The following is a 23,127-nucleotide window of genomic DNA, read 5'->3' as shown; positions in this document are numbered from 1 at the left end:
TGGGCGCCGAAAACGACATTAAGTGCGAGCTAGTTGGGTGGGCACCTACTCTTCGTCCACCGAGTCGAGGTACCTGTCCAGGAGCTGCGCACAGCGGATGAAGCCCAAATGCGAATACGCCTGCGGGTGGTTCCCCAAGTGGGTCTCGGTGCCCGGGTCGAATTCCTCGGGAAGCAGACCGGTCGGGCCGAAGAGGGCCACGAGCTGGTTGAACAGCTCAAGCGCATCGTCCAGTCGACCGACGGCCAGGTACGACTCGATCAGCCAGGTTGTGCAGATGTGGAACCCGCCCTCCAAGCCCGGCAGGCCGTCGTCGTACCTGTACCGGAACACGGTGGGACCCACCCGCAGTTCCCGCTCGACGGCGGTGACGGTGTCCAGGAAGCGCTGGTCGCGGACGTCCAGCAGGCCCGAGAGTCCGATGTGCAGCACCGCCGCGTCCAGGTCCGGGCTGTCGTAGGCCACGGTGTAGGAGCTCGCGGAATCATCCCAGCCCTCGCGGAGGACTTCCGCGCGGATGTGGTTGGCCGTTTCCTCCCACTCGGTCCCGATGGGGCGCCGGAACCGGACCGCTGTCTGCATGGCCCGGTCCAGGGTCACCCAGCACATCACCTTGGTGTAAATGTGGTGCCGAGGCGCGCGCCGGGCTTCCCAGATGCCATGGTCCGGTTCGTGCCAGCGGGCCAGGACGGCGGATGCCATCTGCTCCATGAGTTTCCAGTGCTCGTCCGGCAAGGTGCCGCGGCGTCTACTGAGGGTCTGGATGAGTTCGGCGATCGGCCCGAAAACGTCCAGCTGGACCTGGTGGTCGGCTGCGTTCCCGATCCGCACGGGCCGCGAGCCGGCATAACCGGGCAAGCTCTCGATAATGGCCTCCGTAGACAGTGGGGAGCCGGTCACGGAGTACAGGGGGTGCAGCCATTCCGGACCGGGCGCGTTCTCGAGAATGCGGCCGAGCCAACGGAGGAACCCGTCTGCCTCCTCGGTGGAACCCAGGTCCACCAGCGCATTAACCGTCATTGAGCCGTCGCGGAGCCAGCAGTAGCGGTAGTCCCAGTTGCGGGTGCCGCCGATCCCTTCCGGCAGCGACGTGGTTGGCGCCGCGAGGACAGCCCCGGTCGGCTCGTGTACCAGGGCTTTCAGGACCAGGGCCGAGCGCCGCACCAACGACGGTTTCATGTCGGGCAGTTCCAGCCCACGGACCCACTTCCGGGATTGGTGCGCGACGGCGGCCCGCCGGGCGAGCTCCCCGGCGGGGTCCGGCGACGTCGGCTCCGTGTCTCCGCACCTCAGGTTCATGACGACGGGACCGTACGCGAGGCTGACTTCCGCGGTGGCGGTGCCGTGCTTTCCGTCGCTCGTGACTGTGAAGGACACTCCGGGGGCGAAGAGAATGATGGGATCCGAGGTGCCGACGACGTGCAACTCTTCGCCGCGGATTTCCATGTTGAAGGGGGCGTTGGCGTAGTCCGGCCGCGGTGCGAAAACAATCCGCGCGCTGCCGGTTCCGGACAGGACACGTACCAGGCTGGTGATGCCGTCCGGTGCCGGCTCAAGATAGTCGGTGACCGTGACGTCCGCCCAGCGCGTCTCCACGATCATGGTGTTGTCCACGTAGCGCTGGCCGAGCACCTTCGACGTCTTGACCGGTTCCACGGTGAAATGGCCGGCCGGGTCGCCACCGAGGATGTGGGCAAACAACGAGCCGGAATCCGGGAGGGGATGGCTCATCCAGCAGATCTTGGCCTCGGGGGTGAGGAGCGCCGTCGAGGTCCCGTTGCCGATCATCGAATGCCGCTCCAGCCCCACCGCGTCCTCGCCGAACAGCCACGCGCGGCGCAGTTCGAAGAGGATGGCGAGCACTTTGGCGAACGACTCCGGGTCCGGCAAGCGGTGGCGTGCCTTGGTTTCCCCATCACCAACGTGCAGGCCAAGATCCGGGCCCCGCAGGGTGGCGATCGCGAGTTCATCGCTGTCCGCGTCGCCGGCAAACAGGGCCGCGCTGGCCCCCAACTGTGTACGCAGATGCTCCAGCGCGGCGTCTTTGGAGGGCTCCACGATGGACAGGTCCAGAACGGATCCGTCCACAATGAAAAACAGGCCCAATTCACGGGCGATCTGGTGCGCCTCGCGGGTCACCCGTGCCACGACGGCAGGAGTGGCCGGCCTAGTGTGGATGGCTACGGCCACGGGCTTGCGCTCGATGCTGATCCCCTTTTCAAAACCGATCGATTCGTTGAGGGCGGTGGCTGCCTGTTGAAGGACGGCTTCTGTGGCCATCGAGACGCTGTACGCGTAGGTCATGTCGAACTCGGCGCCGTGCGAACCTACCAAGTGGACTTCCGCCGGCAGCCTTGACACCGCGGCAAGGTCCCGCAGCGACCTCCCGGAGATGACGGCCGTGTGCGTGTTCGGCAGCGCAGCCAGGGCCCGAAGCGCGACGGCGGCACTACCCAAGGGCAGCGTCTCAGTAGATACGCCTTCCGCAGCGCAGAGGGTTCCACCGTAGTTGCAGGCAACCAGAAGCCCCGGAGTGCGGGCCAGCATCCTCAATTCTGCTAGCAACTCCGGAGTGATTCCATCGTGGGCGGCCTCGGATTGGACTGTCGTCCGCAGGAGGCCCAATGGAAGCGACTTTGTCAGCAGCGCCGTATCGGCCACGGACAAATTGAGCGGAGTTGCCATGGGGACGATCCTTCCGAGGTGGATTCGTCCAGTTTCCGCCCGGCTAGTTTCGCCTCCATGACCCGCGTATTGCCGGGGTGTAACGAATTTGCTTGGTTACGTTTGGACGGCGCAGCTACACCCGCGCCAACCCCACGGCTTCCGCGACCAGCTCCACGGATCGCAGGCGCTGCTCCGTGCCCGTGCTCTGGTGGGCAACGATCAGTTCGTCGGCATCGGCGTGGCGGGCAAACTCGTCGAGATAGTCGCGCACCACTTCTGGTGTGCCCACGGCCGAGTACTTCACCATCTGCGCGATGTGCTGGCCCTGGGGCGAGTCGAGGATGAGGTCCGCCTCGGCGTCGGTGAATTCGCGTCCGCCGCCAAGGAAACGGGAGACCCGGTCCCGCTTGACCTCGAGGAAGAGGCGTTGGGCTTCTGCCGCCGAATCTGCGGCCACCACGTTGACGCCCACGATCACGTAGGGCTCCGGCAGTTGCTCGGACGGCTTGAACTCGCGGCGGTAGACGGCGACGGCGTCCTGAAGAGCGTTGGGCGCGAAGTGCGAGGCGAAGGCGTAAGGCAGGCCGAGCTGCGCGGCGAGATGCGCCCCGAACAAAGAGGAACCGAGGATGTAGAGCGGCACGTTGGTGCCCTTGCCCGGCGTGGCTTCGACGCCCTGGATGCGCGTTGGTCCTGTGAGGTAGCCCTGCAATTCCAGGACGTCCTGCGGGAAGGTGTCCGCGGCCATCGGATCGCGGCGGAGTGCACGCATCGTGTTCTGGTCACTGCCGGGCGCCCGTCCGAGGCCGAGGTCGATGCGGCCCGGGTTCAGCGTCTCAAGGGTGCCGAACTGCTCTGCGATGGTGAGGGGCGAGTGGTTGGGCAGCATGACGCCGCCGGCACCAAGCCGGATGGTGCTCGTGTTGGCCGCGATGTGGGCGATCAGCACGCTCGTGGCCGAGGAAGCGATCGAACCCATGTTGTGGTGCTCGGCGTACCAGATCCGGCGGTAGCCGAGCCGTTCAGCCAGTTGCGCCATGGCGACGCTCCCGGCGAAGCTCTCCGCCGCCGTCTGGCCTTTGCCGATGATTGCCAGGTCGAGGATGGAGAGGGGAACAGTCACGTGATGCCGGCCTTTCGAAGGTGGTTTCGTTCAAGGGGCCGGTTTCCCGGCCCTTCTTGCGACAACGACGGCGGCGCCCGGGTTATTTCTCCCGCTTGCGTGGGTTCCGTCTCAGCTCATAAAGATGCCTTTGCCGGTCTCCATATCGATGGGCAAGGACGAGTGCTCGTGGGAGATCTTCCAGGCGTCGTCCTTCTTCTCAAGGCAAATGGTGAAGCGGTTGGTCAGCGCGCGGAGCCGTTCCCCATCAGCCGAGATCCCGGCGAAGTTGACGGCCGCATGCCCGAAAGCCACGTCCTCTCCGGCGACGGACTGCACATCGTTGAATTCGACCCGTATCCGCTCATCGCCGAGCGAAGAGAACCATTCGCCCGCCATCGACCGCCAAGCCTCGATTCCCGTGTATTGCCATTGCCCCCAGGAATCGTAGATGTGGACGTTGTCGTCGTAGAGCGCCGCGAATGCGTCAACGTCCTTCGCGTGGACAGCAGCTGCGTAAGCCTCCAGCGCCTGATTGACCGGGGTTTGCTCGTTGCTCACGAAAAATCTCCTCATGTGTCGGCGGTTGTGTGGGAAGCCTACACTGTGGTTGTTTTGTGACCCTTCGGGACCTCGAATGAACCTCCGTTAACCCCTGTATCCCACCGTTTCACAGCGCTTTGACCGGTGCTGGGCCCTGCCGGATAGTTGCTGCAACGCACACCATCCATCGTTTTCGAAGGGGACTCCATGGCTATTTCACGCCTCAAAACAGGCACCGCACTGGCACTCGCCGTGACCACGGCTCTCGGCCTTGCCGCGTGCTCGGACCCGGGCGCCTCAGCCGCGTCAGCGCCGTCGTCGTCCGCTTCCGCTGGCAAAACCTTCAACCTGGCTCCCGAGCAGAACCGCTTTCCGGTGCAGGTTTCACCCGAAGCTGCCGCGCTGGTGCCCGAATCCGTCAAGGCAGACGGGAAGCTGACCGTCGCGGTGAGCCCCTTCGCCGCGCCGCTGGCTGTCTATGCCACGGACAGCAAGACGCCGGTGGGCAACGAAGTGGACATCGCCGTCGCGCTGGCGGAGTCCCTGGGACTCAAGGCGGACATCGTCCCGACGGCGTGGGCCGACTGGCCGCTGGGCGTGGAATCGGGCAAGTACGAGGCCGTCATCTCGAACGTCACCGTGACGGAAGAGCGCAAGCTCAAATTCGACTTCGCCAGCTACCGCGAGGACAAACTGGGCTTCTACGCCAAGCGCGATAGCCCCATCACGAAGGTGGACTCGGCTCCGGACGTTGCGGGCAAGCGGATCATTGTGGGCTCGGGCACCAACCAGGAAGCAATCCTGTTGCGCTGGGACGCCGAGAACAAGAAGAACGGTTTGAAGCCGGTTGAGTTCCAGTATTACGACGACGACTCGGCCTCCACGCTAGCGCTTCAGTCGGGCCGTGCGGACCTGACGTTCGGGCCGAACGCGACCGCGTCCTACAAATCGCAGACCGACGGCAAGACAAAGAACGTGGGCCTGGTTGACGGCGGGTGGCCACTCAAGGCGAGCATCGCGGTGACTACCAAGAAGGGCAACGGCTTCGCGGCGGCAGCCCAGGCAGGACTGAACTCGCTCATCAAGGACGGCACGTACGGAAAGATCCTGGACCGCTGGGGTCTCACTGCGGAAGGCATCCAGAAGTCGGAACTGAACCCGCCGGGCTTGCCGAAGAGCTAGCGACGGCTTCGGGGTGTAACTTTCCACGTAAACGGAACCGCGATCCGGACACGCGAAAGGGAATTCCATGGGCCGGCGCCTTGCCATCCTCGACGACTACCAAGCCGTCGCCTACGATTACGCGCCGTGGGCTGAGCTCACCGACAACGGCGTTGATGTCACCGTCTTCACGGAGCCTTTGGCGGACGCCGTGGATGCCCTCCGCGACTTCGACATCATCATGGCCATGCGGGAACGGACCAGTTTCGACGCCGGGATCCTCCGGCAACTGCCGAAGCTGAAGCTCTTGGTCACCACGGGGATGGCCAACGCAGCCATCGACGTGCGCGCGGCCGGGGAACAGGGCATCACTGTCTGCGGGACAGGCGGTTCACCCACCGCGGCGCCCGAGCTCACGTGGGCCCTGCTTCTGGCGTTCGCACGAAAGGTGCCACTCGAGGACCGTCAGCTCCGCTCTGGAAGTTGGCAGAGCACGGTGGGTTTCGAACTGTCAGGGAAGACCTTAGGGGTGCTGGGACTCGGAAAGATCGGGAGCAAAATCGCCGGCTACGGCAAGGCGTTCGGCATGGACGTCATTGCTTGGAGCCCCAATCTCACGGAAGAGACTGCCGCCGCGGCCGGCGCCAGGAAGGTGGGCAAGGAAGCCCTGTTCCGGGAGGCCGACGTCGTTAGCGTCCACGTGCGGTTATCGGAACGGTCCCGGGCTCTCGTCGGGCAGGACGAACTGCGGCTCCTCGGCCCCAAAGGCGTCCTGGTGAACACGGCCCGCGGGCCGATCGTGGACGAGGCCGCGCTCCTCCGCGGGCTCAACGAGGGCTGGCTCGGCGGCGCGGCCCTGGACGTGTACGACGTCGAGCCCCTCCCGGTGGACCACCCGCTCCTCACTGCGCCGCGAACCGTGCTGACACCGCATTTGGGTTACGTCACGTCGCAAAGCTACGCCCGCTTTTACGGCGAGGCCTTCGAGGACGTCCGCGCGTGGGTGCGGGGGAACCCGGTGCGGGTTCTTACTGGTTGATTCGGCGGCGCCGATTGGGGTTGAGGTTGGGGTTGAATAGTCCAGTGCCTGCCGAATTCTCACTCCGTCCCGCCGTGCCCACCGATGCCGATTGGATCGCTGAACTGCGCGCCGTCGTCATGCGTCCGGATTTGGAACGGCTTGGCCGTTGGGATCCTGTCCGGGTGCGGGAGCGCTTCTTGAATGCATTCCAGCCGGAACACACCTTAGTCATTGGCGTGGAAGGGCACGCTGCCGGTGCCATCGCTGTCCGCCCGGAACCCGATGCGCTGTGGATCGAACACTTCTACCTCGCTCCGGAGTTCCAGGGACAAGGACTCGGGGCCGGCGTGCTCCAGCGGGTCATGGGCGAGTCCAAGGACCACCGGCCGTTCCGGCTCAACGTGCTCCAGGGCAGTCCGGCCCGGCGCCTCTACGAACGCCACGGCTTTGTCCTGGAGACCGCGGATCCGGTGGACGTTTTCATGGTCGCGGGCTGATTGGTAACGAATGGTGTGGTTTGCGAACTGTCAGGATCGGGCGCAGGTGCCATCCGCACGCCTGAGTCCACATCTGTGGATTGTCCGCCGAGTGGACTGCGAAGCAATGCCAATGCCTCCTTCCACACGGCGGCAAGCCGCAGCCGCCACTACCTGCTCTGTTGTTCTGCAAACCGGGCAATCACAGCCGCATCCGGTTTGTGGAACGTTCGCCAGTCCGAGCGAACATCGACCCACCGCGCGGGCTGGCCATCCTCCGGCAGGAGCGCCGTCGCGGGATCGGCGATCGTCCAGTAGGACAAGTTCAGTGTCGCTGACCAGTCCGACCGGTAGGAACGAGCAGCAGCGAAAGCCGGGCGGTCGGCAATAGGGAGTTCGACGCCGGTCTCTTCCGCAAGCTCGCGAGCTGCGCCCTCGCGCGGCGTCTCGCCCGGTTCCACTCGTCCGCCAGGAGGTACGAGGCCGCGCCAGCGATGCTCAACAACGAGTATCCGTTGGAAGTCCGGCGAGAACACCCACACATCGGCTGCTAACGGGCGCGGATTCATGAGCCATTCCGAATGGAACCAGGTCAGGAGTCCCTCTTCTGCGATGTGCGCAATGGACACATCATGGATGGCCGCTTCCACGGAGAGCCTGTTGTGCACTGTTAACCGATCGGCGTCCCACTCAGTGCCATCGCGGTGCGCCGGGCGCGTTCCAAGCGCGCGCAGAAGCCTGCCGGCACTTGAACTGGCAATTCATTGATCGGGAACCAGCGGACGTCCTCGCTTTCATCACTCACGGCGATCTCCGCATCCGGGTCTGCGGCCGCGGCGAACCCCACATCCCAATGGGTAGTACATGAGAATCCCCCATGCAGATCGTGTCGGTCAAGATCCACGATCGCGGGAGAAAGCAGGACAAGGTCGTCAATTCCGGACTCCTCGCGGGCTTCCCTCTGTGCAGCTTCCGCCACCGATGCGTCCTTGGACTCGACGTGACCGCCGAACTGCACCCAGAACTGCCCCTTGCGATGGAAACACAGGAGAACACGATCGAATTCGGGCGAAAACACGAAGCAGGACCCCGTGACATGCTCGGGTCCACCATTTCGACGCAACGCGGCGTCCCCCGCTACCTCCAGGAACCGCAGATACGCGTCTCGCGATCCCGATTCAGGAAGTGTCCTAAGGCTGGCGAGCAGATTGGCAAGAGGCATCCTGCCATTTTGCCGCACGAGGGTACGAACAACTCAATGCCACGGCGAGTGGTGTGATTCGTCGGATAGATGTCACTTTGGTGCCCGTTAGTCGATCCTGCACCGGGCACTACGAGTCGTGGTCAGGGACGTTTGATGTCATGGTTCTGGGGCCTAAAGATCCGCAGGTTCCACGGCAGCCATCGCAAATGGCCACGCCGACCGAATTCGAGGCGGTCCACTACGCGCCTCCGCAACTCGTATGACTGCGGCATGGAACCTGCGCCGGTTCAGATGGACCCCCGTGAGTCGACGGATACAAGCAATTAACACATCAAACTCTTGACCGGGTGAGGATCGCACCCTTAGATATCTCTGATATATGAGTTATATGTCACATTATGCAGCAGTGATACATGACGACGCCGAAATCATCTCGCGAGTCCTGCGCGGCCATATCGGCTGGCGTCAAACCAGTCGGCATCGTCCACTGGTCGCTAAGGGCTGCGGCTGTCCGTGCGTCTAGGAAACGGCGTCAGCGGTTTGCGCTGAAGTCAGAAGGGAACAAATCTCAATGATCTATCCGACCGGGACGACGGCCTCCGTCGACACCTCCATATCAAGAGAGACCAGCTCCAAGTTCAAACGCCGCTTCATGGTGCGGCTTGTCGGTGTCTTCATCGGCGGGATGTTCCTGGATGGTTACATCCTCGGAATCATCGGCCCCGTCAGCGGACTCATGCGGTCAGATCTCCAGCTCGACGCACTATCTCTGGGCATGATTGCTGCAGGCCCGCTGGTTGGAATCTTCGTCGGCTCCCCGCTGGCCGGCTGGGCTACTGACAAGTTCGGACGCAAGCCCATGTTCCTCGTGGACATGGGCCTGTTCCTGGTCGCCTCAGCGGCTCAGTTCTTCGTAACCTCCGGAGAAGGGGCTGTGATCCAGCTGGCCATCATCCGGTTCTTCATGGGTGTCGCGATCGGCGGCGAGTACTCAATCGGTGGGCCATTGCTATCAGAGTTCTCCCCTCCAAAGCTCCGCGGGCGATTGCTCGGGCTGACTCTGATCGCCTGGTACGTCGGTTTCATGATGGCATTCATCATCGGCACGCTCCTGCACGACGCCGGCACCCCATGGCGCCTCGTAATCGGCACGAGCACGATACTCGCATTCGTCCTGTTCCTCGCCCGCTTGGGCCTCCCCGAATCGCCGAGCTGGCTCATTACGAAGGGACGGCGTGAGGAAGCACTCGCGATCGCACGCAGATACGTCGAATCGCCCCAGATGCACAACAGCATCACCGAAGAGATCGATCTGAGGATGATCCAGGAGGCCCAAGCCGCGCAGAATAGGACCAAAATCAAGGGCTCCTCCTTCGGAATGCTGTTCTCGAGGCAGTACTGGCGCACCACCCTCTTCACCTCAGGTTTTTGGTTCTGCGCGGTCACTCCGTACTTCGCGATCGCGACCTTCGCCGACGACGTGCTCAACCAATTCGGCTTCGGCGGCTGGACCGGTGGAGTCGGCCTGTCCGCACTTGCGGCCGCGGGTGTTGTCACCACCGTACTTCTGATTGACAAGCTCGGCCGCCGGATCCTCACCGTGCCCGGGCAGTGGCTCTGCGCAGGCATCCTGCTGATCATCGGAGTCTGGGCGAACGCACCAGCGATCCTCGTGCTCGTACTGTTTCTCGCCTTCTCCTTCTTCAATGCCGGCTACACCACGATGACCCAGGTCTATCCGGCCGAGGTATTCCCCGGCCACCTGCGCGGCATCGGCATGGGCTTCGCCGCGGCCTTCAGCCGCATCGGAGCCGCACTCGGCACCTTCGCCCTGCCATGGGCGATCAGCAACATCGGCCTGGGCCCAAGCATGATCGTAGCCGCCGCCGTCGCATTACTCGGCGCAGTCCTCTCGCAATGGCTCGCGCCTGAGACGAAGGGGCGCACCCTCGCCGAAATCTCAGCAAACTTCTCCCACTGACACCGGGACTGCACGGTGATTTCGAATCAGAGCTAAGGCCCTCGGGCGGAACAGGGGCGTCAGTGGTTGGGGCCCGCCAGTCGATCCAGCCCGTGCTCCACTGCGGAGCCGAGAAGCTCATTGACGTCAACGTCCATGACAGTGTTATCGACTTGCTCGGTCAGGTCGATCGTGACGTCGTCGAGCTCCCGGCATTGATCGGCGACAGCCAAGTGGGTTATGAGTGGTTTTAGGCCAGCTAGTTTGGTGCCAGCCTCTCTGTTGTTGAGGCGGGTTTCGGCGAGGCCGGCACCGCGTTCGAGGTGCTCCGCGACAAATTGAAGATCCAGGATCAGTCTTTCGTTCACAGCGTAATCACGTGGCCGCGAGGACTGCCTGTGTCGGGTGCATCCTGGGGTCATGCCGGCGAATGGCCACAAAGAGTTGCGGCTAGCGCACCGGATATGCCCGTATCTCTGCTTCCCACTCGGCAGTTGCAGTGCCGAGTTCGGCGAGGGTCATCGTTAGGCACACGTAGTTTTGCAGGTGGCCGTGAGCTCCTGTTAGGACGAATGATGGTTCGGCTTCGTACAAGCTTCATCTTGCTCCCTCCTGATCGACCGAACCCGGTAGCGCGAGGCATCCGCCGGACCTTCCCCGTCTAGTCAGCCATACGAGGGTCCATGACCAAGGATAGAGGACCGAGATTCGCTAGTTCGATCCGCCCGTAAGTGCCCGGTGAAGGGCGCCCCAAACGCTACATTTCAGGGCAACATGCAGCGCTGAACATTCGAGGACGAACTAAGGCTTCTCGGCCCCGAAGGTGTCCCAGTGAACACCGCCCGCGATGCTCACCGTTTAGGGCCTCCCTGTGAACCAAAGTGATGAATGCCGGCGTTCATCCCCAATTGGCCGCTCAAGAAGTTTGCGGTTATGGTTTTGGCTATGGAGATTGAGGTCGACAGAGCCTAGCCACCTGACGTTCGGTGGCCGCCCGGTTGTTTGCGCTCATGCGCACCCGGTGAGAAATCTCGCTTTCAGTTGTCCGCAGGCGCTATTCCCTGCGTCCGATCTGATAGGTCCGTATGTCAGGTGCAGTGCCCTCCGAAGTAGCGCGCGTTTTTGCGCCCCGGAGAGAGCACGTTGACCCATGACTGCGCCCCCTGATGGGCAAGAACCAAAGGACTGTGTCTCATGTCAGCACAATCAGCCATCACATTGCACGACCTGTCATTCGAGTGGCCTGACGGCAGCCCCGCTCTTCACCGGCTCAATGGAACCATGACTACCGGCCGGACCGGACTAGTCGGTCGCAATGGTGCAGGAAAATCGACCCTGCTCCGTTTGATTGCCGGCAAGCTGAAGCCGACCCTGGGGCGCGTCGAAACCGTCGGTGACGTCGGCTACCTCCCGCAGACGTTGACCCTCGGGCACCACACGACGGTCGCCGTGCTGCTCGGCATCGACGGCACACTCAAGGCGCTCCATGCCATTGAGGCCGGCGACGTTGACGAGCGCCATTTCGACGCAGTCGGCGACGATTGGGATATTGAGTCCCGGACAGACGAGGCCCTACACGAAATCGGCTTCTCCGCGGACGATCTCAACCGACGGGTCGGCGAGGTCTCGGGCGGCGAGGCGATGCTCATCGCACTGACCGGACTGCGCATCCGCCGAACCCCGGTTACGCTTCTCGACGAGCCGAGCAACAACCTCGATCGGCGCACCCGGGCCAAACTTGCCGACTTTGTCGACAGTTGGCCGGGCACCCTCGTAGTGGTCAGCCACGACCTCGAGTTGCTTGAGCACATGGACTCCACAGCTGAGCTTCACTCCGGCAAGCTTGACGTGTTTGGTGGCCCGTACAGTCTTTTCACCGGACATCGCGAGCAGGAGCAAGCCTCCGCGGTCCAGGCGGCCCGCAGCGCCCAGCAGGCGCTGAAGGTGGAGAAGAAGCAACGCGTCGAAGCCGAAACGAAGCTTGCCCGCCGCGAGCGCACAGCGAAGAAGACCCAGGCCAGTGGCGGTATCCCGAAGATCCTGGCCGGCAACCGTGCGAGCAAGGCGCAGGCATCGGCTGGCTCGATGCGCTCGATCCTCGACGACAAAGTGCTGTCAGCCCAGGCCGCCGTCGACGCCGCCGACGCGAGGGTCAGGGAGGTCGAGCACATCCACCTCACTCTCCCCGATCCCGATGTGCCGCGGAGCCGCCGGATCGCCGAGCTAGGCGACGGCTCCCGGACGATTGTCATCCAGGGCCCCGAGCGCGTGGCCTTGGTGGGACCCAACGGCTCCGGTAAGTCGACACTCCTCAAGCACCTCGTCGAGGGGCGCCCCGCAGAATCTTCGGGCCGGATCAGCGGAAGGCTGCTGACAGAACCGGGTGGGATACCTCCCGCAACGGCTCGACGGCCTGGACGATTCCCTTTCGGCACTGGACAACGTGCGGGAGGCAGCACCGGCGTCGGCGCCCGGGGACATCCGCAATCAACTCGCACGCCTCCTACTCCGGGGATCCACGGTTGATCGCCCGGTCTCCAGCCTGTCGGGAGGAGAACGGTTCCGGGTCAGCCTCGCGAAGCTGCTACTAGCGGAGCCGCCCGCCCAGCTGCTGATCCTCGACGAGCCGACAAACAACCTCGACTTTGCAAGCGTCAAACAGCTCGCCGAAGCCCTGGACGCCTACCGTGGCTCACTGCTTATCGTGAGCCACGACCTCGGTTTTCTCAGGCGCCTGAATATCGACACAGTGGCCGAGCTCGACGGCGAAGGGGGCCTGCGCGAGCGCACGGAGCCACTCGCCTAAAGCCACTGTTCCCACACTGTCAGTTGGAGCCGCACCAGCTCCGCGTCTGGGTCGCGGGAACCGCCGTCGTCGGTCTGCAAACCGACGACGGCGGCCGTCGCGTCCGCGCGCTCCCTCACCGCCCGCCCCGGGCAGGTACCGACTCCAACGACTCCGATCGCACCGGCGTCGCCAGCCCCAGGTTCTCGCGGAGGGTCGAGCCGACGTATGCCGTGGGGTACACGCCGCGTTCCTGCAGCTCGGGCACGAGATGGTTCACGATGTCGTCCAGGCCCGTGGGGATGAGCCAGGGCGAGATGTTGAAACCGTCCACGGCACCCACGCGGGCGTATTCGGCCAAGGTATCGGCCACGGCTGTGTAGGATCCCGTGAACGTCGCGTCCACCCTGGAAGTCCTGGAGCTCACGAACTGCCGGATGGACAGGTTCTTCCCCTTGGCTTCGGCGCGCCACTGCTCGGCGAGCTGCCGGGCCTTGGCCCCGTGGAAACCACTGCCACGCGTCTCGGAGGTCTCTTCCACCACCGGATCGATGTCCGGCAGCGGACCATCGGGATCGTAGGCGGACAGCTCGCGGCCCCAGAACTGTTCGAGATACGCAACTGCCTGCTGCGGCCCGATCTGCAGGCTGCGGACCCACTCCTTCTTCTCGCGGGCTTCCTCGTCAGTCGCGGCGAGGATGAACTCGCTCGCCGGCATGATCTGGACGTCGTTGGCGCCCCGTCCGGCTGCCAAGGAACGCGAGACGATATCAGCGCGGAACTCCACGGCGTCGTCGAACTTCGGGTGCGCCGAGAAGATGACATCCGCTTGGCGGGCGGCGAAGTCGCGGCCTTCCGGGGAATCGCCGGCTTGGAACAGCACGGGCCTGTACTGGGCGCTGCGCGGCAACCGCGGCGTGACGTCCACCGTATAGTGCCGCCCGGAATGGTGCACGGGCCGTGCATGCGACGGCACCGCCCAGGACTCCGCGGAAACTGACGAGGCGACCGCTCCGTTCTCCCACGAATCCCAGATCCTCTTGGCGGTCTCCACGAAGGCCTCGGCGTGAACGTAGCGATCGGCGTGGTCCAGGTAGCCGCCCCGCCGGAAGTTTGCCCCGGTCCACGCATTGTCTGTGGTCACGACGTTCCAGGCCGCGCGCCCACCGGAGAGCAAGTCGAGCGAAGCAAGCCGGTGCGCAAGGTCGGCGGGATCGTTGTAGGTGGTGTTTTGAGTGGCCACGAGTCCGATATTCGACGTCACCGAAGCCAACGCCGCGAGCATGGTCTGCGCGTCGGGCCTGCCCGCGACGTCAAGGGCGTGCGGCCGGCCGAGGTGTTCCCGCAAGCGCAGGCCCTCACCCAGGAAGAACGCCGCGAACAGCCCGCGCTCGGCGGTCTGCGCGATCCTCCGGAACGATTCGAAGTCGGTCTGCGAACCGGATTCGGGCGCCTTCCAGATGGTGCCGGAATTGACGCCCTGGAAGAAGATTCCGAACTGGATCTTCCCGCTCGGCTGGAATTTAGCACGGTTGTGCTGTGTCATGTTCTCTCCTCAGATTTCCGAGCCAAGGCTCGCGTACCGGCTCAGCGGCCGTTCAAGACCCAGCAATTCCCGGAACGTGCCGCCCTGGGCAACAGGCTGGAGCGCCCTGCGGCGACGAAGCTCGGGGAGCACCAGCTGCCCCAACTCCTCGAGTTCCACATCCAGCACAGCCGGATGCAGCCTTACGCCGTCGGCCACCGCAAGCAACTCGGCAAGGAAGTCCACCAATTCCGCTGCCGTGCCGACGAAACGCGCCCGGGAACTGGACCACGGAGTAAACGCGTCCAGTTCGGCGAGCCGCGCGGAGGCGCTTTGCCCGCGCGAGTCGAGGACGACGTCGAGCTCTGCGACTACCGCCGGGCCGCCCGCAAGAGTCGGGCCGCCCCCAACAGCGGTCCGGGCACGCACCTCTGCAACCTCCGCGGCAAGAAGTGAAGCCGTCGGAGCGGACACCAGCACCACATCGACGTCCGAAGGAAGCAAGCCAGTCCGCGCAACTACTGGCAACTGCCCTTGCAGCGGACGCGGAATGATCGAGGGGCCCTTCACCGAATACCCGGCCCCTGCGAAATCCGCTGGCGTCTCGAAGTCGACGTAGTGCAGTTTGTCGACGTCGAGGTACTGCCCGCTGGGGACGTCGCGGATCACGGCGTCGTCCTCCCAGGAATCCCAGAGCCGCCTGCTCACTTCCACCGACGCCGCGGCCTCTTGCGCCCGCGCGGCACCTTCAACGAAAAAGCGCCCGACGGCGGCAGCCTCCTCCGCGTAACCGCTCGCCGCGACGAGCCAACCGGCCCGTCCGCCTGAGACGTAGTCGAGGCTCGCTAGCTGCGTCGCGATGTGGAAAGGCTCGGTGTAGACGGTGTCGACTTCCGGAACCAGCACAATGGAACTCGTCACCGGCCCCGCGAAGGCGGCGCGCTGCAAGGCATTCAGGCGGCCGGCAACATCCCGCCCGCCAGCGACTGCACTGCCCACCGGACCGTCGCCGAACGTCGCCACATGAAACCCCGCCGACTCCGCCGCCAGCACCGTGCTCCGGATCCGCGCACCGTTCAGCAACCCATCCGGGGCATGCCGGGCTTTGCGCCAGGCGGCTGGGTGGGCGCCGTCGCCGTCGAGCTCCAGGGCCAAGAATCCGGGCTGGCCCGGACGAGATTCAGTGAGTGTGGACAAAACTCCTCCTGTGGTTGACGTGGTCTGTGGCGACGGTTCCGGCAGCGTCCGGTGACGTGGCTCCGGCGAATTCGGGACGACCGCCGTAGGGATCCGCGGTCTCCCACAAGGTGGTGGCTGCGGCTGCGCGGACGGCCGGGATGATTTCGAGTGCGAACCGCTCCAGAATCTCCAGCTGTTGCTCGAAAGGAAGCGTGGTGGGCAAGGAGATGGACTGCAGATCGTGGCCGAAGAGCGAGTGGTAGCTCAGGATTTTGTCGATGACCTGTTCCGGGCTGCCCACCAGCGCAGGACCTTCAGCCACAGCGTGGTCGATATCCCGGAACGGCGAATTGTTGCCCGGGACGTTGCGCCCGATCGCCAACGCTTCATAGACATGCCCGAACTGGCGCTTGGCTTCCTGCGTGGTGTCCGCGACAAACACTCCGCCGGCGCCGGAACCCGAACCGAGGTACTGGTGGCGCGGATCGTGACCGTGGCGTTCGTATTCCTCGCGGTAGTGCTCGATCAGGATCTTGTAGTTCTCACGAGGTTGGATGGCGTTGGCGGTGAACAGGGGATCGCCCCATTGGGCGGCGAGCGCAGCCGAAGTCAGGGTTGTAGCCGAGCCGTGCCAAATCCGCGGCGAACCCGCAAACGGTCGCGGCGTCGTCGTCGTTGCTTCGGTCAACGCAGGCCGGAAACGGCCGGACCACATGACGTTTTCCTCCCGCCACAGCCGCCGCAACAGTCCATACTTCTCGGCGAGCAGCTCCCACTGGTCACCCAGGGAGAGCCCGAACAAGGGATACTGAAGCACCTCGTTGCCCTTGCCGATCACTAGTTCCAGGCGGCCCCGGCTCAATTGATCGATCGTCGCGTAGTCCTCGGCCACCCGCACCGGATCGAGCACCGACAATACGGCGACGCCGGTTTGGAGCCTGATGCGGCTGGTGACGGCAGCGATCGCGGCGAGGACTGTCGTCGGGGACGAAGAGATGAACTCACCGGCGTGCCGCTCCCCCACCGCGAAACTGTCAAAACCCAGCTCCTCGGCCTTCCGGGCAGTCTCCACCACCTGGTTGAGCCGCGCGGCCGTCGAGACGATTTCGCCGGTCACCGGGTTCTTCAGGTGCGGAATGATATCGAGCACCTGGAACTTCACTGTGATTTCCCTGCCGGGGCGACCCCGAAGTTTGCCTCGGTAACGGTCTTGGATTCCGGCAGTGCTTCCTCGCTCAGACCCCAGCGATCCAGGACCTTGCCGTAGGTACCGTCCTTGATAGCCGAATTCAGGGCATCCGTGATGGCGGGAGCCAGGCCGTTGCCTTTGAGGGTGGTAGCCGCGACGAGGGTCTCGGAGGGCCAGCCGGCATTGACTTTGCCCACGACTTTGAGGTCGTTCCGGGTGTTTTCCCGATAGGACACTGACGGGTAGGGCGCGAGGTTCAAGTCTGTCCGGCCCGAGGAGAGCGCCAGGATGGTGTCGGCGTCGGAGGAGTAGTACTGCAGGGTTGCCGGCGCCTTGCCGCGGGATTCCAGGTCCTTGTTCCAGGCCAGGAGGATCTTCTCCTGATTGGTGCCCGAACCCACCGAGACCTTCAACCCCGAGATGTCGTCCGCGCCCTTGATTTTGTACGTGGACGATTTCTTGGCTTCGAAGCCCATGTACGCGGCGCGGTAGGTGGAGAAGTCGAACAGTTTCACCCGGTCCTTGTTGATGCCCACGTTCGAGAACACCGCTTCAAAATCTCCCGACTGGGTCTTGAGCGGCCAGTTCTCCCAGGAGGTGACCTGCACGTCCAGGCCGAGCCCCAGTTTGTCGGCAACGAGCTGTGCGATGTCCACCTCAACGCCGATCGGGGTCTTGTCATCCGTGGCGTGGAAAGACAGCGGGATGGACCCGGCGGTGGTGGCAACGGTCAGTTTGCCGTCCTTGCCGATCGCAGCGGGAACTGCGGCTGCCGCGGCGGGGTCCTTCTGTGCCCGGATACGGTTCTGCTCGGGCGAGGTGTTGTAGACGACGCCGTTGCGCGCCGCACTCGCTGACGGGCTGGCTCCAGCAGCCGATGCGCCGGGATCGGAGCAGCCGGCGAGCGCCGGCAGTACGACGGCGGGCAGCACCGCGAGCGCGAGAAGCCTGGTTTTGATGCGTTGCATTTTCAAGGATTCCTCAGATGTTGAAAGCTGGTTCGATGACTTTGGAGAAGAAGCTCCGCGTCCGTGGTTCACGGGGATTCGCGAAGATCTCGCGGGGACTGCCGTGCTCCACGATCTGGCCTTCGTCCATGAAGACGACGGTGTCTGCCACATCGCGGGCGAAGCCCATTTCGTGCGTGACGATGATCAACGTGGTGCCCGATGTAGCGAGTTCGCGGATGACGTCCAGGACCTCATTGACCAGCTCCGGATCCAGCGCCGAAGTGGGTTCGTCGAAGAGCAGGATCTTTGGGTCAAGGGCCAGCGCCCGGGCGATGGCAACGCGCTGTTGCTGGCCGCCCGACAATTGCCGCGGATAGGCATCGGCCCGGTCCTTGAGTCCCACGCGGTCCAGGAGTTCGAGCGCACGCTTGCGCGCTTCGGCCTTGTTCCGGTGGAGCGCGACGACGGGTGCTTCAGTCACGTTTTCCAGCGCGGTGAGGTGCGGGAACAGGTTGAAGTTCTGGAACACCATGCCGATGTCCGTGCGCTGTTTGAGGATGTCCTTTTCGCGCAGTTCGTGTAGCTTGTTTCCACGGACCTGGTAGCCCACCAATTGGCCGTCGATGGTGATGTACCCGCCGTCCACCTTTTCCAAGTGGTTGATCGTCCGCAGGAGGGTGGATTTCCCGGAACCGGAGGGCCCCACGATCACCGCAACGCCGCCTGGCGGAACCGTCAGGGAAACACCCTTGAGGACTTCAGTGCCCCCAAAAAACTTGCGGACGTTGGTGATTTCCACGTGGCCGCGGGTTGCAGCGGCGGCTGGCACCGCCGTCGTCGGGCCCTCAGAGGGAAAAGCGGCGGCACTCATCGGGCGTCCTTTGATCGGTCACTGTTCACAGGTGCGTGGGTGCCAAAGAACTTCCTTGCCTTCTGCAGCGGAGTGAGCGGCAGGTTGCGGACGGCGCCCTTCGAGTAGTGCCGCTCAATGTAGTACTGGAAGACGCTCAGGACCGAGGTAATGGCCACGTACCAGAGGGTCGCCACGAGGAGCAGCGGAAGAACCTGCTGGGTGCGGTTATAGATGACCTGCACGGTGTAGAAGAGCTCGGAGTAGGCCAGGACATAGACGATCGACGTTCCCTTGACCAGGCCGATGATCTCATTGAAAGCGGTAGGCAAAATGGCCCGCATGGCCTGCGGCAATACGATCCTGGTGGAGCGTCGCCACGCCGGGATGCCCAGGGCCGCGGCTGCCTCGAGCTGTCCCTGATCCACCGAGAGGATGCCGCCGCGGATGATCTCCGCCGAGTATGCCGCCTGGTTGAGGGTCAGACCCAGCACGGCCGCCGCGAATTGGCTGATGAGCGTAGTGGTCTGGACTTCGAAGAAGCGGATATCCGTGAAGGGGATGCCCAAGCTGATCTTCTCGTAGAGGTAGCCCAGGTTGTACCAAAGCAGCATCTGGACCAACAATGGCGTTGAGCGGAAAATCCAGGAGAACGTCCAGGACACTGAAAGCAGCAGCGGCGAGGCCGAGAGCCTCATGAGCGCCAGGATGAAACCGAGGACAAAGCCGAGCGCACCGGAGATTGCCGTCAGCTTGAGTGTCTCGACGAGGCCGTTCACGACGGATTGCGCGGTGAACCATTGTGCCACGACACCCCATTCCCAGCGCGGGTTGGTCGCGAGGGACCAGGCAACAGTGACGACGCCAAGCGCCACCAGCACGGTGCCTACCCAGCGCCATGGATGCCGGGCCGGCACCAGCTTGTAGCCGGAGTAGTCGGCTGCGCTCCGTGCCGCGGCCGCCGTCGGGCTTTCCGCGACGGCGCTGGCAGGCGCCGGTTCCGGTGCAGATTGCTGTGCGGACTGCGCCACTGTGGTTGCTGCTGAACTCACGCGCCACCTCGCTTCGTATCGCTTGATTGATCGGATGGCTGCCAATCTAGGGGCGTCGTCGAAGCGGCTGCAAGACGGATTTTTGCACTTCTTCATGGGGATTCATGGCGCTTCGCGCGGCTTCATATGGAGCCATATGGGTCCGTTCTTTGCGCTTGTTGACGCACCGTGACGCGCAATGAACGGCCGTTACCGGCGCCTCGACCGAAGCCCCGCCAGGTCCCTAGGCTCGGGTACCACCAGCCACCGCCAACAGGAGTTGCCATGCCGTCCTTCGCCCCCACGATCGTGTTCATTGGCGGTGGTCCGCGCTCAGCCGGCATCCTCGAACGGCTCGGGACCAACAAGCCCGGACTCTTCGACGGCCCACTCTCCATCCACGTCGTCGAGCCGTACGAACCCGGTTCCGGGAGGATCTGGCGCTATGACCAGAGCCCGGGACTCCTGCTCAACTCCACGGCAGCGGACGTCACGATGTTCACCGACAGTTCCGTGGCCTGCGACGGCCCCGCAGTCGACGGTCCGGGCCTCGCCGCGTGGGCAGCCGGCGTGTTGGACAGTTCCATCCGCGACGTCCCGCAGTTAGAGCCCCACCTCCTCGAGCAGCTCCGGGCGCTGACACCGGCATCGTTTCCCAGCCGGCAGCTCCAGAGCAAGTACCTCGAGTGGTTCTTCCGCAGGGCCGTAGCGGCACTCGGTCCGGACGTCCCAGTGACGGCCCACCGGGACATGGCCACCGCCGTCGAGCATCTTGCTTCAGAGCGCGACGGTGCGAAGTACCGTGTGCGGCTCGCCTCCGGTTGGGTCCTGGAGGCGGACCTCGTGGTGTATTCGCTGGGGCACACGGATTCCCAAGCCGGGCCGGAATCAGCGCGGCTGGCCGGGTTCGCCGCGCGCCATGGCGGGTTCCACGCGGCGCCGTCGTACACCACCGACGTCGACTATTCCGCGATTGCCCCTGGACAGGACGTCCTGGTCTCGGGCATGGGTCTGGCATTCGTGGACCTTCTGGTGCTCTTGTTCGAGGGCCGCGGCGGTCGCTTCGAAGACAGGCCCGACGGCGGCCTGGACTATGTGCCGTCCGGCGCCGAACCGCGGCTCTGGGCAGGCTCCCGGCGCGGAGTCCCCTACCACTCCAAGATCTCCTCGACCCTGCGCGGCGAGCCCGTCGGCGTGCCCCGGTACTTCACCGCGGGCGCCGTGGAATCGCTGCTCGCCGCCCACGAGGAGCTCGATTTCCGCACCCAGCTCTGGCCGCTCATCGCCAAGGACGCCGGCCACGCCTACTACCGCGAGCTGTTCACAGGCTATCCCGAGCGCGTCCGGGGAAGCTGGGACGAGTTTTCCGCGCATTTCGATGCCCTGGATTGGTACAGCCATGACCGCGAGGACCTCGTAGCCTGGGCCATCCCGGACCCGGCCCTCCGGCTCGACCTCGAGGCCCTGGACCAGCCGTTCAGCGGCTGCGCTTTCGCGGACCATGCCGCGGTGCAGAGATCGGTGGCGAACTACATCGAACGCGACCTCAAGCTCCGCACGAGTCCGGACCATTCGGAAACCCTCGCCTTGTTCACGGCCCTGCTCCGCGTCTACATGGAACTCGGCCGGCTGGTCCCCCAGGAACGGCTCAATTCGCGTTCCCAACAAGCGGTGCACGGATGGTGGCACGGCTTCTTCAGCTTCGTGGATTCCGGCCCGCCACCGCACCGGCTGCGCGAAATCCTCGCCCTGCACCGGGCCGGATTACTGCAATTCCTGGGCCCGGGCATGTGGGTGCGCCCGGACGAGGCCAGCGGCCGGTTCGTGGCCGGTTCCTTCCAATCGCCCGTGGTGGTGGATGCGGCGGCGTACATCGAGGCACGGTTGCCGTCGCCGTCGGTGGCGCGATCGGCGAACCCCGCTTTGGCGGACCTGCACGACGCCGGTTGGGGCACCGAACAGTCGCTTCTCACCGCGGACGGCCCGCACTCCACCGGTAAGCTGTTGGTCTCGAGTTCGCACGAAGTCCTGGCTCCCGATGGCGGGCGGCAGGCGGGGCTTTTCGCCGTCGGACCCTGGACCTCGGGTTGGGGCGCCGGTGCGTTCGCGCGGCCCGGAACCAACGCAGCACCGTTCCGGGAGAACGACGCCCTGGCCCGCCGCCTCCTCGCCGAACTCTCCGCCCGTCACCCAAGCACCAGCCACCCAACTGACTCGCAGTTGTTGTCGTTTTGACGCCTCATAACGACAACAACTGCGAGTCAGTTGGGGAAATTCACGAAAGGTAAGCCATGACAACAACGCCAACCCTGCCGCCGCCGGGCCTTTCCGTCCTGAGCCTGCCCATGCGCGATCCACGCGTCAAGCCCCTCCTGGACGAACTCGCCGTCGAATACACCACGCGCTATGGCGATCTCTTTGGCAGCGGTGGCGCGGCCGAAGAGCTCAACAGGTACCCGGCCGGCGAGTTTGCCGCACCCCACGGCGCCCTCCTCATCCTGCAGGAGAATGGCGAAACCGTGGCTGGCGGGGCATTCCGCCGCTACGACTCCCGGACGGCGGAGCTCAAGCGGATCTGGACGAATTCGGCCCACCGCCGTCGTGGGCTGGCCCGTGTTGTCCTCGCGGAACTCGAGGCCGAGGCGTCCCGGCGCGGCTACCGACGGATCTACCTCACCACCGGTCCGCGGCAGCCCGAAGCCAAGAACCTGTACTTGGCCACAGGCTACACCCCGTTGTTCGACGTCGACGCGGATCCGGAAGAGATCAAGCACTTGGCATTCACGAAGGACCTGGCGCCCATCGAGGCGTGAGGTCTCCGGCCTTTCGCGCTCGCAAAGGGTCGGGATCTCACCCCTCGATTGCTACCCCACGGCCTGGCGCGCCGCGGCTTCGATCCTGGCGCGGTGATCGGCCCATTCTTCGGTGCCTCGCTGTGACAAATTCGGGTCCCCCGGGCCTTTCCCGGCTGAGCCGTCGATGAGCTCACGAAGTATGTCGGCATGCCCCAAGTGCTGGGCTGTCTCGACGCACATGTGCACCAGGATCTGATGGAGCGTCACGTGTCGGCGTTCCTCCGACCACCACGGCACTTCCCCGGGAGCGTCGAGTGGCAGCGACTCGATGGTTGCATCGCTGTGCCCGGCCGAGAACCTGTGCAGTTCGATGATCTCGTCCCTGCTCTCTTCCGCGGGAACCCACAGGTCCGCGTCGGCTTCGGCATCGTCCGCGAGCCACGGCAAGTCCCGGCCGCTGGGCCGGCCGAAGACCTCGCCGAAGTACCCCAGCTCCACGCTGGCCACATGCTTGACGAGGCCCAGGAGGTTGGTGCCGGTGGGGGTCATGGGCCGGCGGACGTCGTACTCGTCGAGTCCGTCGAGCTTGGCGAGGAGTTCGCCGCGACGGGCACGCAGGTATTTGAGCAGAATCGCTTTGTCATCCATCCGGGCACTATACCGTTGCCGTCGCGAGTTCTGTCTCCTCC

General features: G+C 64.4%; 22 protein-coding genes. 8 read left to right on the top strand and 14 right to left on the bottom strand.

What is annotated here, in order from left to right; translation table 11 throughout:
• Positions 1-45: 45 nt before the first annotated feature.
• From ACSVHC_RS12785 to ACSVHC_RS12775, 3 genes are all read right to left on the bottom strand, one after another.
• Entirely contained in the window at positions 46-2,685 is a 2,640-nt protein-coding gene (locus tag ACSVHC_RS12785; protein ID WP_437771669.1) for a trehalase-like domain-containing protein, read from the bottom strand.
• Between the two features lie 115 nt (positions 2,686-2,800).
• Positions 2,801-3,790, bottom strand: coding sequence for an LLM class flavin-dependent oxidoreductase (locus ACSVHC_RS12780; protein ID WP_437771670.1), 990 nt, complete (start codon positions 3,788-3,790; stop codon positions 2,801-2,803).
• Positions 3,791-3,901: 111 nt separating this feature from the next.
• Positions 3,902-4,330, bottom strand: coding sequence for a YybH family protein (locus ACSVHC_RS12775; protein WP_439180987.1), 429 nt, complete (start codon positions 4,328-4,330; stop codon positions 3,902-3,904).
• A 189-nt stretch (positions 4,331-4,519) separates the two neighbouring features.
• Here ACSVHC_RS12775 and ACSVHC_RS12770 point away from each other — a divergent pair, with 189 nt between their 5' ends.
• The 3 genes from ACSVHC_RS12770 (at position 4,520) to ACSVHC_RS12760 (ending at position 6,991) form a co-directional block, all read left to right on the top strand.
• Complete coding sequence (locus ACSVHC_RS12770; RefSeq protein WP_439180986.1) at positions 4,520-5,494, top strand: ABC transporter substrate-binding protein; 975 nt, start codon at positions 4,520-4,522, stop codon at positions 5,492-5,494.
• 67 nt (positions 5,495-5,561) lie between these two features.
• Entirely contained in the window at positions 5,562-6,512 is a 951-nt protein-coding gene (locus tag ACSVHC_RS12765) for a D-2-hydroxyacid dehydrogenase family protein (protein ID WP_437771672.1), read from the top strand.
• Between the two features lie 44 nt (positions 6,513-6,556).
• A complete protein-coding gene (locus ACSVHC_RS12760) occupies positions 6,557-6,991 on the top strand; it encodes a GNAT family N-acetyltransferase (protein WP_437771673.1) in 435 nt (144 codons plus the stop codon).
• A gap of 149 nt (positions 6,992-7,140) precedes the next feature.
• Here ACSVHC_RS12760 and ACSVHC_RS12755 read toward each other — a convergent pair whose 3' ends face one another.
• Positions 7,141-7,620 carry an NUDIX domain-containing protein gene (locus ACSVHC_RS12755; RefSeq protein WP_437771674.1) on the bottom strand — a complete coding sequence of 160 codons (480 nt, stop codon included), beginning with the start codon at positions 7,618-7,620 and terminating at the stop codon, positions 7,141-7,143.
• A 20-nt stretch (positions 7,621-7,640) separates the two neighbouring features.
• On the bottom strand, positions 7,641-8,192 hold the full coding sequence (locus ACSVHC_RS12750; protein ID WP_437771675.1) for an NUDIX hydrolase: 552 nt from the start codon (positions 8,190-8,192) through the stop codon (positions 7,641-7,643).
• 553 nt (positions 8,193-8,745) lie between these two features.
• Here ACSVHC_RS12750 and ACSVHC_RS12745 point away from each other — a divergent pair.
• Complete coding sequence (locus tag ACSVHC_RS12745; RefSeq protein ID WP_437771676.1) at positions 8,746-10,155, top strand: MFS transporter; 1,410 nt, start codon at positions 8,746-8,748, stop codon at positions 10,153-10,155.
• 59 nt (positions 10,156-10,214) lie between these two features.
• Here ACSVHC_RS12745 and ACSVHC_RS12740 read toward each other — a convergent pair whose 3' ends face one another.
• Positions 10,215-10,502: a hypothetical protein gene (locus tag ACSVHC_RS12740; protein ID WP_437771677.1), complete on the bottom strand. Its 288-nt coding sequence runs from the start codon at positions 10,500-10,502 to the stop codon at positions 10,215-10,217.
• 826 nt (positions 10,503-11,328) lie between these two features.
• On the opposite strand from ACSVHC_RS12740, the gene ACSVHC_RS12735 reads away from it, so the two are divergent.
• Positions 11,329-12,660, top strand: a complete 1,332-nt coding sequence (locus tag ACSVHC_RS12735) for an ATP-binding cassette domain-containing protein (RefSeq protein ID WP_439180985.1) — start codon at positions 11,329-11,331, stop codon at positions 12,658-12,660.
• Positions 12,548-12,940, top strand: coding sequence for an ATP-binding cassette domain-containing protein (locus tag ACSVHC_RS12730; protein ID WP_439181387.1), 393 nt, complete (start codon positions 12,548-12,550; stop codon positions 12,938-12,940). Before ACSVHC_RS12735 ends, ACSVHC_RS12730 begins: the two co-directional genes overlap by 113 nt.
• Here ACSVHC_RS12730 and ACSVHC_RS12725 read toward each other — a convergent pair.
• The 7 genes from ACSVHC_RS12725 to ACSVHC_RS12695 are packed head-to-tail and all read right to left on the bottom strand — an operon-like array spanning position 12,937 to position 19,643.
• Positions 12,937-13,059: a hypothetical protein gene (locus tag ACSVHC_RS12725; protein WP_437771679.1), complete on the bottom strand. Its 123-nt coding sequence runs from the start codon at positions 13,057-13,059 to the stop codon at positions 12,937-12,939. The two genes, ACSVHC_RS12730 and ACSVHC_RS12725, sit on opposite strands and share 4 nt — an antisense overlap.
• Positions 13,056-14,465, bottom strand: coding sequence for an NtaA/DmoA family FMN-dependent monooxygenase (locus tag ACSVHC_RS12720; protein WP_437771680.1), 1,410 nt, complete (start codon positions 14,463-14,465; stop codon positions 13,056-13,058). Before ACSVHC_RS12720 ends, ACSVHC_RS12725 begins: the two co-directional genes overlap by 4 nt.
• 9 nt (positions 14,466-14,474) lie before the next feature.
• Positions 14,475-15,641 (bottom strand): LLM class flavin-dependent oxidoreductase, encoded by a 1,167-nt coding sequence (locus ACSVHC_RS12715; protein ID WP_437771681.1) that lies wholly within the window; start codon positions 15,639-15,641, stop codon positions 14,475-14,477.
• On the bottom strand, positions 15,625-16,785 hold the full coding sequence (locus ACSVHC_RS12710) for an LLM class flavin-dependent oxidoreductase (RefSeq protein WP_437771682.1): 1,161 nt from the start codon (positions 16,783-16,785) through the stop codon (positions 15,625-15,627). The genes ACSVHC_RS12715 and ACSVHC_RS12710 overlap by 17 nt, the downstream gene beginning before the upstream one ends.
• Positions 16,782-17,780: an ABC transporter substrate-binding protein gene (locus ACSVHC_RS12705; RefSeq protein ID WP_437771683.1), complete on the bottom strand. Its 999-nt coding sequence runs from the start codon at positions 17,778-17,780 to the stop codon at positions 16,782-16,784. The genes ACSVHC_RS12710 and ACSVHC_RS12705 overlap by 4 nt, the downstream gene beginning before the upstream one ends.
• Before the next feature lie 13 nt (positions 17,781-17,793).
• Entirely contained in the window at positions 17,794-18,633 is an 840-nt protein-coding gene (locus tag ACSVHC_RS12700; RefSeq protein ID WP_437771684.1) for an amino acid ABC transporter ATP-binding protein, read from the bottom strand.
• Positions 18,630-19,643, bottom strand: a complete 1,014-nt coding sequence (locus ACSVHC_RS12695) for an amino acid ABC transporter permease (RefSeq protein WP_437774095.1) — start codon at positions 19,641-19,643, stop codon at positions 18,630-18,632. Before ACSVHC_RS12695 ends, ACSVHC_RS12700 begins: the two co-directional genes overlap by 4 nt.
• 285 nt (positions 19,644-19,928) lie before the next feature.
• Between ACSVHC_RS12695 and ACSVHC_RS12690 the strand changes: the two genes are divergently transcribed.
• Together ACSVHC_RS12690 and ACSVHC_RS12685 are read left to right on the top strand one after the other, a co-directional pair.
• Positions 19,929-21,878, top strand: coding sequence for an FAD/NAD(P)-binding protein (locus ACSVHC_RS12690; protein WP_437771685.1), 1,950 nt, complete (start codon positions 19,929-19,931; stop codon positions 21,876-21,878).
• 56 nt (positions 21,879-21,934) lie between these two features.
• Positions 21,935-22,456 (top strand): GNAT family N-acetyltransferase, encoded by a 522-nt coding sequence (locus ACSVHC_RS12685; protein ID WP_437771686.1) that lies wholly within the window; start codon positions 21,935-21,937, stop codon positions 22,454-22,456.
• A 51-nt stretch (positions 22,457-22,507) separates the two neighbouring features.
• On the opposite strand, the gene ACSVHC_RS12680 is transcribed toward ACSVHC_RS12685, so the two are convergent.
• A complete protein-coding gene (locus ACSVHC_RS12680) occupies positions 22,508-23,086 on the bottom strand; it encodes a DinB family protein (RefSeq protein WP_437771687.1) in 579 nt (192 codons plus the stop codon).
• Between the last annotated feature and the right edge of the window lie 41 nt (positions 23,087-23,127).

Source organism: Arthrobacter sp. KNU-44, assembly GCF_051843155.1.
Classification (GTDB): Bacteria; Actinomycetota; Actinomycetes; order Actinomycetales; family Micrococcaceae; genus Arthrobacter.
This window is presented reverse-complemented; position numbering and strand designations above follow the sequence as displayed.

What these genes read in the sequence shown, in the direction of transcription:
- ACSVHC_RS12770 (WP_439180986.1), top strand. Translation starts at nt 4,520, where the DNA reads ATGGCTATTTCACGCCTCAAAACAGGCACCGCACTGGCACTCGCCGTG.
- ACSVHC_RS12700 (WP_437771684.1), bottom strand. Translation starts at nt 18,633, where the DNA reads ATGAGTGCCGCCGCTTTTCCCTCTGAGGGCCCGACGACGGCGGTGCCA.
- ACSVHC_RS12690 (WP_437771685.1), top strand. Translation starts at nt 19,929, where the DNA reads ATGCCGTCCTTCGCCCCCACGATCGTGTTCATTGGCGGTGGTCCGCGC.
- ACSVHC_RS12765 (WP_437771672.1), top strand. Translation starts at nt 5,562, where the DNA reads ATGGGCCGGCGCCTTGCCATCCTCGACGACTACCAAGCCGTCGCCTAC.
- ACSVHC_RS12680 (WP_437771687.1), bottom strand. Translation starts at nt 23,086, where the DNA reads ATGGATGACAAAGCGATTCTGCTCAAATACCTGCGTGCCCGTCGCGGC.
- ACSVHC_RS12750 (WP_437771675.1), bottom strand. Translation starts at nt 8,192, where the DNA reads ATGCCTCTTGCCAATCTGCTCGCCAGCCTTAGGACACTTCCTGAATCG.
- ACSVHC_RS12745 (WP_437771676.1), top strand. Translation starts at nt 8,746, where the DNA reads ATGATCTATCCGACCGGGACGACGGCCTCCGTCGACACCTCCATATCA.
- ACSVHC_RS12685 (WP_437771686.1), top strand. Translation starts at nt 21,935, where the DNA reads ATGACAACAACGCCAACCCTGCCGCCGCCGGGCCTTTCCGTCCTGAGC.
- ACSVHC_RS12720 (WP_437771680.1), bottom strand. Translation starts at nt 14,465, where the DNA reads ATGACACAGCACAACCGTGCTAAATTCCAGCCGAGCGGGAAGATCCAG.
- ACSVHC_RS12705 (WP_437771683.1), bottom strand. Translation starts at nt 17,780, where the DNA reads ATGCAACGCATCAAAACCAGGCTTCTCGCGCTCGCGGTGCTGCCCGCC.
- ACSVHC_RS12785 (WP_437771669.1), bottom strand. Translation starts at nt 2,685, where the DNA reads ATGGCAACTCCGCTCAATTTGTCCGTGGCCGATACGGCGCTGCTGACA.
- ACSVHC_RS12735 (WP_439180985.1), top strand. Translation starts at nt 11,329, where the DNA reads ATGTCAGCACAATCAGCCATCACATTGCACGACCTGTCATTCGAGTGG.